This is a genomic window from Frigoribacterium sp. CG_9.8, assembly GCF_015751965.1.
GTDB lineage: Bacteria > Actinomycetota > Actinomycetes > Actinomycetales > Microbacteriaceae > Lacisediminihabitans.
The window spans coordinates 77726-92453 of the sequence record NZ_JADOVH010000004.1; the positions used below are offsets into that span (position 1 = coordinate 77726).

Sequence of the window (14728 nt, forward strand, 5' to 3'; positions counted from 1 at the left end):
CTACTTGCCCGACAACTCGCGTCGCGCAGAGATCTTGCTCGGCAACGACCAGATCTCGATGAAGCCCTTGGAGAGCGACTGGTCAAAGGTGTCCCCGGTGTCATAGGTGGCGAGGTTGAAGTCGTACAGACTCTGCTCGCTTCGCTGGCCGGTGACGGTGGCGCGACCGCCGTGCAGCTTCAGGCGGATGTCACCGCTCACGTAGCGCTGCGTGTCGTCGATGAACACGTCGAGCGACCGCTTGAGGCTGGAGAACCAGAGGCCGTCGTACACGAGGTTGGACCATTCCGCCTCGACACCGCGCTTGTACCGATTGAGATCCCGCTCGAGAGTCAGGCTTTCCAGTGCCTCATGCGCCTCGATCAGCGCCATCGCCGCCGGAGCCTCATAGACCTCACGGCTCTTGATGCCGACAAGGCGATCTTCGACAACATCTATGCGACCGACACCGTGCTTACCGGCGAGCACGTTGAGCTTCTCGATTATCTGCAAGGCGCTGTACGACACCCCATCGAGGGCAACGGGGATACCGGAGGCAAAGGTGATGATGACCTCGTCGGCATCCTTCGCCACCGTGGGGTCCATTGTGTACTCGTAGAGTTCCTCGATCGGCGCATTCCACGGATCCTCGAGGAACCCGGTCTCGACCGCGCGCCCCCAGACGTTCTTGTCGATCGAATACGGGCTCGCCGCGCTCTGCCGGATCGGCAGGTCGTGCTCGTTGGCGTAGATGATGGCCTTATCGCGGGTCAGAGCGAGGTCGCGAACCGGGGCGATGCTCGTGAGTTCGGGGGCGAGCGCGGCGACGGCCGCCTCAAAACGTACCTGGTCATTGCCTTTGCCGGTACAGCCGTGCGCGACGCTGTCGGCGCCGAGCTGTTTCGCAACGATTGCCAGGTGCTTAGCGATGACCGGACGGCTGAGCGCAGAAACGAGGGGATACCGCTTCTGGTAGAGCGCGTTCGCCTTGAGAGCTGGCATCAGGAAGTCCTCGGCGAACTCGTCTTTCGCATCAACGACAATCGCCTCGACAGCACCGCAGTCCAGTGCGCGCTGGCGGATGTCCTCCATGTCTTCGCCGCCCTGGCCGACGTCGACCGCGAGAGCCACGACCTCCTTGCCGGTGGCATCCTTCAGCCAGCCGATCCCCACCGAGGTGTCGAGACCGCCGGAGTAGGCGAGGACAACGCGTTCTGCCATGTGTGGTGCTCCTTGTTTTCAGTGCTTAAGTTTATGGGACTGCGTGGGTCTCGATGCGTTCGCCAGCGCGGACTACTCGACCACCGGCGACGCACGAGCTGACCGGTCGAGCTACTGCTGCAGCAACCAGGTCAGCAGGGCTTTTTGGGCATGCAGCCGATTCTCCGCCTGATCCCAGACCACGCTCTGCGGTCCATCGATAACCTCAGCCGTCACCTCGTAGCCGCGGTCAGCGGGAAGACAGTGCAGGAAAAGGGCATCACTCTTCGCGTGGCGCATGAGCTCGGTGTCGACCCGGTAGGCGCCAAGAGTGGTGATGCGCTCTGCCTTTTCCCCCTCCTTGCCCATCGAAACCCAGGTATCGGTGACCACCACATCCGCACCGGCAACGGCTTCGACCGGATCCGTGAAACGGGTGACCGATCCTCCCGTGTTCGCCGCCACGATTTCGGCAGCAGCGACCGCGGGACCGCTGGGGGCGTACTCCACCGGCGAAGCAACGCGCACATGCATGCCCGCCGTCGCGCCGGCCAGAAGGTAGGACTGGGCCATGTTGCAGGCCCCGTCCCCGAGGAAGGTGACGGTGAGACCCGCGAGATTTCCGCGGTGCTCGCGGATGGTGAGAAGATCCGCGAGCAACTGGCAGGGATGGAAATCATCGGACAGCCCGTTGATCACCGGGACCGTTGTGCCGAACGCCATCTCCTCGAGCCCCGACTGGGCGAAGGTGCGCCAGACGATTGCTGCAACCTGGCGCTCGAGCACGCGCGCGGTGTCGGCGGCGGTCTCCTTGCCACCGAGCTGACTATTGGCCGTCGAAATGATGAGTGGGATGCCGCCGAGCTCGGCGATGCCGACCGCGAACGAGACGCGGGTGCGGGTCGAGGACTTATCGAAGATCACCGCGACAGTCTGCGGGCCGGTTAGTGGGCGGGTACCGAAGCGGTCCTTCTTCAGCTCGACCGCAAGATCGAGAATCGTGGTCTGCTCGGACTGGCTGAGATCGTCGTCGCGCAGGAAGTGTCGGGTCATTTCGCATCCGATGTGATTGTCTGAAGGGCACGGGTGAACTTATCGCGAAACTCCTCGAACTCGGCGTCACCGATGATGAGCGGCGGTGCGATGCGGATGCTCGAGTCATTCGGTGCGTTGATGATGAGGCCGTGCGCGAACGCTGCAGCGGAGAGGGCTCCTGCGACAGGCTGGGTCAGGCCAAGCCCGAGGAGCGCACCCTGCCCGCGCACCTCGGAGATGAGAGGTGAGTCGATTGCTTCGACGATGGCGTGCAACTTTGCCCCGATGCGCCAGGCGTTCTCGATCAGTCCGGCCCGCTCAATTTCACCGAGCACGGCATTGCCAGCCGCTGTCGCGAGCGGATTTCCACCAAACGTGCTGCCATGCTGGCCCGGCTGGAACAGGTCGGATGCCGCACCGAAGGTGATGAGCGCCCCGATCGGCACGCCGCCGGCGATACCCTTTGCGAGCGTAAGGGCATCCGGAAGGACACCGGTCTGCTGGAACGCGAACCAGGTGCCGGTGCGGCCAACACCGGTCTGGATTTCGTCGAGGATCAGCAGCGCACCGTTCTCGGTAGCAAGCTCTCTCGCTCGCTGGAGGAAACCCTCCGGCAGATCGAGAACTCCGGCCTCTCCCTTGATCGGCTCGATGAAGATCGCCGCAACGGTGTCATCCATTGCCGCTTCGAGAGCCGCGATGGTCGTGTCGATGTGCTCGATACCGGGCAGCAACGGCTCGAAGTCCCGGCGCAGCGCGATCTTGCCGGTGAGCGAGAGCGAGCCCATCGTGCGCCCGTGGAAGGAGTTAATGAGCGAGAGGATGCGCGTGCGACGACCGTCGCCGCGGTTGAGCCTGGCCAGCTTGATGGCTGCCTCGATCGCCTCGGCGCCCGAGTTGGCGAAGAACACCCGACCGGCATCGCCCGCGCCAGTAATGCGACGCAGACGTTCGGCGAGTTCGAGCTGTGGCGGGGAGGCGAAGTAGTTGGAGACATGCGCGAGGGTCGCGACTTGGCGAGACACCGCCTCAACGAGTACCGGATGCGCGTGGCCGAGCGCGTTGACCGCGATCCCGGCGAGGAAGTCGAGGTAACGATTGCCGTCGACATCCCACACATGGGCACCCTCCCCGCGTTCGAGCATCACCAGTGGTGAGCCGAGCGAGCCCATCATCGCTTTGCTGTAGCGTTCGCGCCAATTTTCGGTGTCCATCACAGGTCCTTTCCGCAAATTACTTCAGTACCAATTCCCTCGGCGGTGAACGCCTCGAGCAAAATCGAATGCAGCACGCGACCATCGATGATCGCGGCCTTGGGGACTCCGCCGTCGACCGCATCAAGACACGCGGTCATCTTGGGGATCATTCCGGATTCCAGGGATGGCAGCAGCGCTCGCAACTCGTCTGCCTCGATGGTGGAGATGAGGGTGTCGCGGTTCGGCCAATCTCGATAGAGGCCGGCAACATCCGTCAAGATCACGAGCTTTTCGGCTTCGAGGGCGATCGCGAGGGATGCCGCAGCCGAGTCGGCGTTGACATTCAGGCACTCGCCGTGCGTTTGCGAATCCGGAGCGATAGACGAGATCACCGGGATCTGGCCCGCGTCGAGTATGGCGAGCACGATCGCCGGATCAACGGCCGTCACGTCACCAACGAAACCGAGGTCCACCTCCTCGCCATCGACCACGGTGCCTCGGCGGGTGCCAGTGAACAGTCCGTCGGTCTCCCCCGACAGCGCCTGCGCGTCGATACCGTGAGCATTGATAAGGGCCGCTATCTCCGGACCGACCCTCACGGTGAGCACCTCGCGCACTACCGAGAGCGCCTCCGCGGAGGTGACCCGGAGCCCACCGCGGAACTCACTCGGGATACCGCGAGCAGCAAGCTCAGCCGAGATCTGGGGTCCGCCGCCGTGCACGACAACCGGGCGTACGCCGACCTGCCGCAGGAAGACCATGTCTTCGGCGAAGGCGTGTTTGAGTTCGTCATTCACCATTGCGTTGCCGCCGAACTTGACGACGATGGTCTTGCCATGGAACCGCTGAAGCCACGGCAGTGATTCGATGAGGGCGGAAGCCTTCGCCGAGGCGTCCCTCGAATGCGCGCCGATCAACTCGAGTACGCGCTGTTCTCGTGCACATAATCGTGGGTGAGGTCGTTGGTCCAAATCGTGGCAGTGGATGACCCGACGTGCAGGTCGATCAGCAGGTGCATGGCGCGCCCGGTGAGGTCGACGCTGTCGCGGGGCTGGTCGGACTCTCCCCGATGGGCGACCCGCACGCCGTTCATCGATACATCGATGTCGTAGGGATCGAAGGCGGCCTGCGTTGTGCCAACTGCCGCGAGCACCCGGCCCCAGTTGGGGTCGTTGCCGAAGACTGCGGCCTTGAAGAGATTGTTGCGGGCCACAGCGCGGCCGACCTCCACCGCCTCGTCTTCGGAGGCCGCGTTGATGACCTCGATCGTGATGTCGTGGGCCGCGCCCTCCGCATCCTGTTGCAGCTGAGTGGCGAGATCTTCGCAGAGCCCGGTGAGGGCCGCAGTGAACTCTTCGATCGTCGGCGTGATTCCGGATGCCGCGGAGGCGAGGAGTGCCACCGTGTCATTGGTGGACATCGCGCCGTCGGAGTCGAGGCGATCAAAGGTCACCCGCGTGGCGCGCCGGAGCGCGGCATCCAACTGGACGGCATCGAGGTCGGCATCGGTCGTGATGACGACGAGCATCGTGGCAAGCCCCGGCGCAAGCATGCCTGCCCCCTTGGCCATTCCGCCGATCGACCAGCCAGTGCCACTGGCAACCGCCTGTTTGGGGCGCGTGTCGGTGGTCATGATCGCGGTCGCGGCATCCAATCCCCCGCCGTTGTGCAGCAGAGCGTGTGCTGCCCCCACGCCGACGCTCACCTTCTGAAGATCGAGCTGGTCGCCGATGAGGCCGGTGGAGCAGACCAGAACATCGCTCGCCGAAGCGCCGAGCAGCGATGCCACCTGCTCTGCAGTGGCGTGGGTCACCTGGAATCCGCGGGCACCGGTGTAGCAGTTGGCCCCGCCAGAGTTGAGGACGATGGCGGTGACGATACCGTCGGCGATCACCTGCTGCGACCAGATCACCGGATTTGCTTTGGCACGGTTGCTCGTAAAGACGGCGGCCGCGGCCTGGCTCGGGCCTCGATTGACGACGAGGGCCAGATCCTTGCCGCCCCTGCCTTTGAGTCCGGACTCGACGCCGGCCGCAACAAAGCCCTGCGGATGGGTGACGCTCATGGTGCAACTCCGTCGATGGAAAGGCCGCTGGTCTCATCGAGAGCCAGGGCGATGTTCGCTGATTGGATGGCGGCGCCCGCCGTGCCTTTGACCAGGTTGTCGAGCGCGGTGATGGTGACGACACGACCGGCCGCCTCATCGACGGCGAGGCCGATGAGTGCCGTGTTGGAGCCGAGCACGTCGCCCGTCCTTGGCATCTTTCCCTCGGGAAGAACGTGCACGAATGGCTCGTCGGCATATGCCGACTCCCAGGCGGAGCGGATGTCAGCGGCTGACACCCCCGGCGCGATGCGGGCCGTCGAGGTGGCGAGAATGCCCCGCGCCATCGGCACGATCACTGGGGTGAACGAAATAGTGGGTGCCGTGGCCCCCGCCAGCCGCAGCGCCTGCTGAATCTCCGGGATGTGGCGGTGGCTGCCACCCACCGCGTACGGGTTGGCCGAGCCCAGAATCTCACTCGCTAAATTCTCGACCTTGAGGGACTTGCCCGCCCCGGAGGGACCGACCGCAAGAACGGCGACGAGATCGCGCTCGTCGATCACTCCGGCCGCAATTCCCGGCGCGAGGGCTAATGACACGGTGCTCGCGTTGCAGCCGGGTGCCGCGATGCGAGTGGCTCCGACGAGGGCAGACCGCTGCTTACCCCCGGCGCTCGGGAGCTCGGGCACACCATAGGCCCAGGCTCCGAAATACTCTCCGCCATAAAACGCAGCCCAGTCCGCGGCATCCGATAGGCGGTGATCCGCACCGCAATCGACCACGAGGCTGTCGTCGCCGAGGTGAGCGGTGAGCTCCCCCGACGTGCCGTGCGGCAGAGCGAGAAAGACGAGGTCGTGGCCGGAGAGCACCTCTGGCGTCGTCGGCTGCAGGACGAGCTGCCCGTAGGAGCGCAGGTGGGGCTGCACTTCGTGAAGGAAGTGCCCCGCGTTCTGGAATGCAGTCACCGTGGTCACCCGGAACTCCGGATGTTGGGACAGCAGCCGAAGCAGCTCGCCGCCCGCATAGCCGCTGGCACCGGCCACGGCAACGGAATAGGACATGGTTACACCTTATGGACAGGGGATCGACGGGGCCTGGTGCGGCGGCGCTGGTGTCGGATCATGATGCCGGATTCGGCAGCCGATCAGACGGGGAGCGTCGCCTGCAGTCGCTGTCCGCGACGGTCCGAGCGCACGCGGAGACCACGGCGCACAGACGTGCGACGCTCGGTCGAACCGGTGATGCTGAGGATGTCCACCCCTGAAGACTAGCGGACATCCGGCGGGCACCCGTTATTCGCGGATGGCGGCGCCGAATCTCTCGGAGGCACGCGCCGCGCCGGCGAGCTTCGCCTCGGTAGCCTCCCGCGCAGTGAGGGTGCGATCGTTAGCGCGGAACCGCAGCGCGAAGGTCAGTGACTTCGAGCCATCGAGGATGCCCTGGCCGCGGTAGTCGTCCACGAGGTGCGCTAACTCCAGCAATGGCCCTGCCCCCTCGACGATCGCTGAGAGCACCTCGCCGGCTGGCACGTCTGCGCCGACGACAACGGAGAGATCCTGGGTCGCCGCCGGATAGGCGGCGATCGCGCTGGGCGACACCGCTCTGTCAGCCAACTCGATGAGCAGGCCGAGCTCGAGTTCGAGCACCGCCGTGACCCGCGGGAGGTCACGCTCGTCGGCAAGGGCTGGCAGCAGCTCGCCGGCAAATCCGATGTTGTGATCGCCGAAAAACAGCTCGGCGGTACGGCCAGGGTGGAACGAGTGATGCGAGCCCCCCGCGACCGTGACCGTGACGCCGAGGGCGTGACCGACCTGTCGGGCCGCGTCGATCGCATCCGCAATCCCGCGAGGCACGCTGGGCTGACCGGGCTGCTTGGCGATGGCCGCACCGGTGAACAGCGCGGCAACGCGGAGGGGCTGCGGCGGAATGCTGCCGAGCAGGTCGGCGAGTTCGCTCGACGTGGGGCGGATGATTCCGGACGGGAGATCACCGCTGCCATACCGGGTATCTGCCTCCGGCCGGAAGACCGAACCGATCTCGTAGATAGCGAGATCGTTTAGTCCACGGGAGAGGTTGCGGCGGGCGGTCTCGATGAGTCCCGGCAACAGGGAAGTGCGCAGGAACGGTGCCTCGCCATCGAGCGGATTCGCCAGCCGGATGGCCGGGACGGCACCCGCGAGCGGCCCGCCGAAGGTGTCGTTGGCGCCCTGTGACACGAACGGATAGGACAGCACCTCGGTGTGTCCGGTGGAGGCCAGAAGCCCGGCCGCAGAACGTCGAAGCCTCTGCTCGCGCGTGAGGCCACGTCCGGGCGGCGCCGTCGGCAGCACCGCAGGGATACGGTCGTAGCCCACGATGCGGGCCACCTCTTCCGCGAGTGTCGCCTTGTCGGTGAGGTCGGGACGCCAGCTGGGGGCAGTCACCGACAGGGCGTGGTTAATCGGCTCAATCGATCCGCCGATGTCCGTGAGCGAACGCAGGATCTCGACATCCGAGTAGTCAGCGCCCATCAGGCCGGCGATATAGCCGTCCGGCAGCACGATCGGCTCGCGCGGGACGACGTCGAACAGGCGGGAGCCCTCGGTATCAGCCGTTCCGTCGGCGAGCTGCACGAGCAGTTCGACGACGCGGGCGGCAGCGGCATCCGCAACCTCGGGATCGACGCCACGCTCGAAGCGGCGAGAGGCCTCACTCGGCAGCTTGTGCCGGCGCGCTGTGCGGGCGATCGACACCGGGTCAAAATTAGCCGCTTCGACGAGCACATTCGCTGTGGTCGCGGCGATCTCGGTCGAGGCGCCGCCCATGACGCCGGCGAGCCCGATCGGTCCCGAGTCGTCGGTGATCAGCAGGTCCTGCGGATGCAGCGTGCGCCGGTGCCCATCGAGGGTCTCGAGCGTCGCACCCGGTTCTGCACGGCGCACGACCAGGCCGCCGCTGAGCCGGTCAAGGTCGTAGCCGTGAATCGGCTGGCCGAGCTCGAGCATCACGTAATTGGTGATATCGACGACGAGCGAGATCGAGCGGATTCCGGCCAGGCTCAGTCGCGCGACCATCCAGGCCGGGCTCGGTCGGGCGGCATCGATACCGCGCACCACGCGGGTGACGAAGACGGATGCTCCGGTACGGCCGCGAATGGGCGCACGGTCGTCGATGGAGGGGGCGGGCCTCGCGACTAGACCAGCGGACTCGGCACTCGCGACTCGAGAAGCGACCTGCGTGAGCTCGGGTCGCTCGGCGGGGTCGCGGAAGGCGGCACCGGTGGCGTGCGCGTACTCGCGGGCCACACCGCGAATAGAGAAGGCGTAGCCACGGTCGGGGGTGACATTGATCTCGACGGCCCAATCGTCGAGCCCGAGGAGTGCCGTGGCATCTGCTCCGACCGCGGGATCGAGACCGAGCGAGGCCAAGCGCAGGATGCCATCGTGCTCCTCGCCGAGGCCGAGTTCGCGCGCCGAGGCGATCATGCCGTCGGAGACATGCCCATAGGTGGTGCGGGCGGCAATCGGGAATGGCCCGGGCAGGATCGCTCCGGGCAAGGAGACGACGACCTTATCGCCGACAATGAAATTGTGGGCGCCGCAGACGATGCCGCGTGGTGCGGACTCGCCCACATCTACCTGGCACCAGTTGATCGTCTTGCCGTTGGACTGTGGCTCCGGAGTGAACTCGAGAACCTGTCCGACGACGATCGGTCCGCTGAGGCCGAAGGTGTGAATGGCCTCTTCCTCAAAGCCGACGCTCACGAGAGCGGCGTGCACGTCGTCCGGGGTGACGTCGAGGGGCACGTCGACGAACTCCCGAAGCCACGAGATGGGAATGCGCATCAGAGAACCATTCCGAACTGCTGGGAGAAGCGGATGTCGCCCTCGACCATGTCGCGCATATCGTTGAGATCGTTGCGGAACTGCAGGGTGCGCTCGATCCCCATGCCGAAGGCGAAACCCTGATAGACCTCCGGATCGATGCCGGCCGCGCGGAGCACATTGCGGTTGACCATTCCACAGCCTCCCCATTCCACCCAGCGCGCACCGCCCTTGGCATTGGGCTGCCAGACATCCATTTCGGCGCTCGGCTCGGTGAAGGGGAAGTAGTTGGGGCGAAGGCGGATCTTCGCGCCGTCACCGAACATGATCTGCGCGAAATGCTCCAGCGTGCCGCGCAGATTCGCCATGGTGAGACCCCTGTCGATCGCGATTCCCTCGACCTGGTGGAACACCGGGGTGTGCGTCGCGTCCAGCTCATCGGTGCGGAAGACCTTACCGGGGGAGATCACGTAAATCGGGAGTTCCCGAGTGAGCAGGGAGCGAATCTGCACCGGGCTGGTCTGGGTACGCAGCACCAGGTGGTTCTCGACCGGGTCGACGAAGAAAGTGTCCTGCATCTCGCGGGCGGGATGGTCCTCGTCGAAGTTGAGCGCGTCGAAGTTGAACCACTCGTTCTCGAGCTCCGGTCCCTCGCCAACCTCCCAGCCCATACCGACGAAGATATCGGCGATGTACTCCTGCAGCAGGTTGAGCGGATGCCGCGCGCCCGGAGTCCACCGGGAGGCCACGGCCGTGACATCCATCGCTTCGTCCGCAAGGCGCCTGGTCTCCTCAGCCGCAAATAACTCGACCTCACGCGCGGCGAAGGCCTGGTTCACGCATGCGCGGGCCTGGCCGACGAGCTTGCCGAAGGCGGCCTTGTCAGCCGAGGCCACATCCCGCAGCGTCGCGTTGAGCTTCGCGAGCGGGGAGGATTCGCCGAGGTGTCCGGTCTTCACTCGCACGAGGCCGGCGATGGTCGACGCGGCCGAAATTGCTGCGAGAGCAATATCCATGGCTGCGGACACCGTTGCTTCGGAAATCACGGGAGTGGGCGGTGCGGTGGGTTCTGACACGGGTCACAAGCTTATCGGCTGGGCGGGCGACGCAGCGCTGGATCCGCGCAGCGCTGCACTACCGGGCCGGCCGCCGCCGAGCGAGTCGACGAGCAAAGGCAGACACCGAGAGGTTGACACCCAAGTAGATGACAAGGGTGATGACGTAGAGCGAGAATTTGTAGCGATCCCCGTGGAAGGACAGCATCTCCGTCATCGTGGTGCGAATGATCTCGCTGTAGCCAACGATGTAGCCAAGGCTGGTGTCCTTGAGAAGCACGACGAGCTGGGCGACGATCACGGGCAACATCTGTCGAAACGCTTGCGGATACTCGATGAACGACTTGGTCTGCAGCCGAGTGAGGCCGAGGCTCAGTCCCGCTTCCCGCTGTCCGCGAGGCAGGGAGGCGACGCCCGCGCGCAGAATCTCACCGATGATCGCTCCGTTATAGACGGCGAGCCCGAGGACAACGGCCCAGAAGGTGCCAAAGGAACTCACCAGCAGAATGAACAGCATGAGCAGCAGCACCGGCATGCCACGGAAGAACTCGAGCACGACGGTGGCCGGGATCCGCACCCAGGGGAAGACGGATGTGCGCAGCAGGGAGAAGGCGACACCGATAGCGAGCGCCAGGACGGATGCCACTGCGGCAGCCTCGAGGGTGGCAAGCACTCCAAGGCCGATATCACGCCAGACCCGAGGATCCGAGAAGATGTCCCAGCGACTGGGATCGAACGACCCGGGGAGCTTGATCCCCGACGACAGCCGCGGTGCGGCGAGAGTGAGGATCGCCCAGAGCACGATTGCCGCCACGACCACCAGGGCGATGATCGAGAAAATCAGGGATCGGCGCCGAGCCTTCGGCCCGGGAGAATCGAAGAGCACGTTGGAGCTCACCGGGCCACCACCCATCGCTTTTCCAGTCGCGACGAAACGATTCCGAGGGGGATCGTGATCACCAAATAAAAGAAGGCGACACCGAACAGAATCGGGATAACACTATTTCCGTTCGTGTTGGCGAGACCCTTACCGATCTGGAAGAGTTCGGCAACGAAGAATCCGCCCGCCACAGAGGTGTTCTTAGCGAGTGCGACGAACACGTTCACGAGGGGTGGGATGACCATGCGGAAGGCCTGGGGAAAGATGACGAGCGTCAGTGCCTGACCGAAGCCCATTCCTAGGCTTCGTGCAGCCTCCGCCTGCCCGATGGGCACGCCGTTCACCCCGGAGCGGAGGGCCTCTGCGACGAAGGGTGCCGTGTAGAGAGCGAGCGCGACACAGGCGCTCGCAAAATAGGGAAGCCGCGGGGCGAGTTGGGGAAGCACGAAGACGAAGAAGACAAAAACGAGGGTGAGCGGGGTGTTGCGCAGCGCCTCGGTGTACACCACTGCCGCGCCCCGGAACCCAGCAACCGGAGAAATGCGCATCGCGGCAACGACGGTGCCGAGGATCATCGCCGAGATGCCCCCGATGAGAAACAGTGACAGAGTGACGCCGAATCCCTGCAGGTACAGCGGCAGGTTATCGATCACCACATTCATGGTTCGTTCCCCTCGGGTGTGGTGCGAACACGGGTGACGAGCCGCGCACGCGGCCCGTCACCCGTCTACTCAGGAAAGACTTACAGCGCGTAGTTGTCTACGGTCGGCGGTGTCACGTAGGGGAGCACCTTACCTGCGGTATCTTCCCACGCCTTTTTATAGCTGCCGTCCTTGTAGGACTTGGTCAACACCTCATTGATGAAGGTGCGGAACTCGGTGTCATCGCGCTTGAGACCGATGCCGTAAGGCTCTTTCGTGAATGGCTTGCCGGCGATCTTGAACTCGCCCTCGTTCTGCGCCGCGAGGCCGGCCAGGATCACATTGTCCGTGCTCATCGCCACTACCGCACCCGAGCGCAGCGGCTCGAGGCAGTTGGAGTAGATGTCGGTGAGGAGCGGCTTGGCACCGATCTCGGCGAGCTTCGCCGCGGGCGTCGAACCGGTAACGGAACACACCGGCTGCCCGACCAGGTCTTTCTCGGACGTGATGGTCTTGTTGTCCGCCTTCACGAGGATTGACTGGCCGGCTTCGTAGTACGGCCCGGCGAAGGAGACCACCGTTTTGCGCTTATCGCTGATCGTGTAAGTCGCGATTACCAGGTCGACCTGTCCGGCCTCGATAAACGGCTCACGGTTTGCCGAAGCTGTCTCGACAAACTTGATCTTCGAGGCCGGGATGCCGAGGCTGGCCGCGATGATCGTACCGATCTGCACATCGAAACCGACCGGTCCGTCCGGTCCCTTGAGGCCGAACAACGGCTGATCGAACTTGGTGCCGATGGTGATCGTGCCGGCCTTGGAGAGCTTCTCCATTGTGCTGCCGGCGGCAAAGCTCGCTACCGGTGTGGGGTCCGCGGCCGGCGCATCCGCTCCGGCGCATCCGGCCAGGATGAGCATGGATGCCGCGGCCAGTCCGATGACGGACAACATTCGCTTCTTCATTGATTCGTACCTCTCTCGTGCTGTGCTGGGGTGGTGGCCAATGGTCAATATTCAGTGATTAGTGCTCGAGGATCTTGGACAGAAAGTCCTGCGCACGCGCGGTGCGCGGAGTCGTGAAGAACTCCTCGGGGGTTGCCTCTTCCTCGATGCGGCCGTCGGCCATGAAGAGCACGCGGTCGGCCGCCCTGCGGGCAAAGCCCATTTCGTGGGTGACCACGACCATGGTCATGCCGTCTGCCGCGAGGCTGACCATCACGTCGAGCACCTCGTTGATCATCTCCGGGTCGAGCGCACTCGTCGGCTCGTCCATGAGAATGAGTTTCGGCGTCATGGCGAGCGAGCGAGCGATTGCCACCCGTTGCTGCTGCCCACCGGAGAGCTGCGCGGGCATCTTGCTTGCCTGGTCTGCGATGCCGACCCGGTCGAGCATCTCCATGCCGCGAATGTCGGCATCCGCCTTCGAGAGTTTGCGAACCTTGATCGGCGCGAGGGTTACGTTCTCGAGGATCGTCTTGTGAGCGAAGAGGTTGAACGACTGGAACACCATCCCCACGTCCGCGCGCAACTGGGCGAGTTCGGGTCCTTCCTCGGGAAGGAGCTCGCCATCGATGGTGATGGTTCCGCTGTCAATCGTCTCGAGCCGATTGATCGCGCGACACAGGGTGGATTTGCCAGACCCGCTCGGTCCGATGACGACTACGACCTCACCGCGGTTCACAACGGTGTTGATGCCGTTGAGCACATGAAGGTCACCGAAGTGCTTATTGACGCCATCCATGATCACCAGCGGCTGCCCGCGAACAACGCTGATATTCGAGGTCGGGGGCTCGCCAGCGCTTGTCTCCATGCCCCCAATATAGGGTAGACCAATCGATTCATGCGCCCCGGGCATGAAACGAGTAGACGATCGTTAGCGTTGTGAGCGCACTACCGCTGGCTGAGTGGACCGCGGATCCGACTCGGTGAGGAGTCTGCTCGCGTCGCACCAGCGAGTGCGGATGTGGCGCGCTGGCAGCCGGAATGACCGCCTCTGGCTACTGCGCACTTCGCTGGGCGAACGCGCTCTCATAGAGGCATACGGATGCTGCGGTGGCAAGATTCATCGACTCAGCATGGCCGTAGATCGGCACGGTGATCGCTCGATCCGCGAGGGCGAAGTGCTCGTCTGAGAGCCCCCGCGCTTCATTGCCGAACAGCCAGGCAGTCGGCTTGACGAGGAGTCCGTCGACTCGGGCGGTGAGGAGGTCATCCCCCTTGATATCGGCCGCGAGCACAGTAAGACCGGCCGCGTGCACTTTCTGCAGCACGTTCTCGAGCTCCACCCCGACTGCGACCGGCAGGTGGAAGATCGAGCCGGTCGAGGCACGCACGACCTTGGGGTTATAAAGGTCGACGCTGCGGCCGGTGAGGATGACGGCATCCGCTCCCGCAGCATCCGCGGCTCGGATGATCGTGCCGGCGTTGCCGGGGTCGCGCACCTCTTCGAGGATGGCGATGAGCGTCGGCCCGGACGCCAGGATCTCCTTGAGCGAGGTGGGAAATTGGCTGCAGACCGCGATGATGCCCTGGGGGGTGACGGTATCGGCCATCGCGTCGAGAACGTGCTCGGTGACAAATTGCACGTCGACACCGGCATCAGCGGCCCTCTGGGCGATCTCGGTGTACCGATCAAGTGCCGTCGGCGTCGCGAACAGTTCGACGACCAGTTCGGGACGGAAGGCAAGCGCCTCGGAAACAGACTGGGGACCTTCCAGCAGGAACTGCCCGCTGGACGCTCTGCCCTCGCGCTTAGCGAGCTTGGCCACACCTCTGACGCGTGGCGAACGGGGATTATCTAGCACGAGCCGATTCTATTCTTGCGCGCGGTGTTCACCGCGGAGGTTGGGTTCCTCGGCGCGTGACCGGGAATGCGTCGGCCAAGCAGGAGAGCTGC

At 64.5% G+C, this 14728-nt stretch carries 13 protein-coding genes; all 13 read right to left on the reverse strand.

Annotated features, from left to right (window positions below; genetic code table 11):
* Positions 1 to 1200: an argininosuccinate synthase gene (locus IWX88_RS09665; protein ID WP_196829749.1), complete on the reverse strand. Its 1200-nt coding sequence runs from the start codon at positions 1198 to 1200 to the stop codon at positions 1 to 3.
* Positions 1201 to 1311: 111 nt separating this feature from the next.
* Positions 1312 to 2232, reverse strand: a complete 921-nt coding sequence (argF, locus tag IWX88_RS09670) for an ornithine carbamoyltransferase (protein WP_196829751.1) — start codon at positions 2230 to 2232, stop codon at positions 1312 to 1314.
* Positions 2229 to 3428: an acetylornithine transaminase gene (locus IWX88_RS09675; RefSeq protein ID WP_196829753.1), complete on the reverse strand. Its 1200-nt coding sequence runs from the start codon at positions 3426 to 3428 to the stop codon at positions 2229 to 2231. The genes argF and IWX88_RS09675 overlap by 4 nt, the downstream gene beginning before the upstream one ends.
* A complete protein-coding gene (argB, locus tag IWX88_RS09680; RefSeq protein ID WP_196829755.1) occupies positions 3428 to 4327 on the reverse strand; it encodes an acetylglutamate kinase in 900 nt (299 codons plus the stop codon). The genes IWX88_RS09675 and argB overlap by 1 nt, the downstream gene beginning before the upstream one ends.
* Positions 4324 to 5475, reverse strand: a complete 1152-nt coding sequence (gene argJ / locus IWX88_RS09685; protein ID WP_196829757.1) for a bifunctional glutamate N-acetyltransferase/amino-acid acetyltransferase ArgJ — start codon at positions 5473 to 5475, stop codon at positions 4324 to 4326. The genes argB and argJ overlap by 4 nt, the downstream gene beginning before the upstream one ends.
* A complete protein-coding gene (argC, locus tag IWX88_RS09690; protein ID WP_196829759.1) occupies positions 5472 to 6515 on the reverse strand; it encodes an N-acetyl-gamma-glutamyl-phosphate reductase in 1044 nt (347 codons plus the stop codon). The genes argJ and argC overlap by 4 nt, the downstream gene beginning before the upstream one ends.
* Positions 6516 to 6746: 231 nt before the next feature.
* The gene (gene pheT, locus IWX88_RS09695) at positions 6747 to 9278 is read right to left on the reverse strand and encodes a phenylalanine--tRNA ligase subunit beta (RefSeq protein ID WP_196829761.1); all 2532 of its coding nucleotides are present in this window, start codon (positions 9276 to 9278) and stop codon (positions 6747 to 6749) included.
* The gene (pheS, locus tag IWX88_RS09700) at positions 9278 to 10273 is read right to left on the reverse strand and encodes a phenylalanine--tRNA ligase subunit alpha (protein WP_196830129.1); all 996 of its coding nucleotides are present in this window, start codon (positions 10271 to 10273) and stop codon (positions 9278 to 9280) included. Before pheS ends, pheT begins: the two co-directional genes overlap by 1 nt.
* 118 nt (positions 10274 to 10391) lie before the next feature.
* A complete protein-coding gene (locus IWX88_RS09705) occupies positions 10392 to 11210 on the reverse strand; it encodes an ABC transporter permease subunit (protein WP_196829763.1) in 819 nt (272 codons plus the stop codon).
* Entirely contained in the window at positions 11207 to 11854 is a 648-nt protein-coding gene (locus IWX88_RS09710) for an amino acid ABC transporter permease (RefSeq protein WP_196829765.1), read from the reverse strand. The genes IWX88_RS09705 and IWX88_RS09710 overlap by 4 nt, the downstream gene beginning before the upstream one ends.
* Positions 11855 to 11934: 80 nt before the next feature.
* Positions 11935 to 12795, reverse strand: coding sequence for a glutamate ABC transporter substrate-binding protein (locus IWX88_RS09715; RefSeq protein ID WP_196829767.1), 861 nt, complete (start codon positions 12793 to 12795; stop codon positions 11935 to 11937).
* A 58-nt stretch (positions 12796 to 12853) separates the two neighbouring features.
* Positions 12854 to 13642 carry an amino acid ABC transporter ATP-binding protein gene (locus IWX88_RS09720; RefSeq protein ID WP_196829770.1) on the reverse strand — a complete coding sequence of 263 codons (789 nt, stop codon included), beginning with the start codon at positions 13640 to 13642 and terminating at the stop codon, positions 12854 to 12856.
* Positions 13643 to 13829: 187 nt separating this feature from the next.
* Positions 13830 to 14636 (reverse strand): RNA methyltransferase, encoded by an 807-nt coding sequence (locus tag IWX88_RS09725; RefSeq protein WP_196829772.1) that lies wholly within the window; start codon positions 14634 to 14636, stop codon positions 13830 to 13832.
* Positions 14637 to 14728 lie beyond the last annotated feature (92 nt).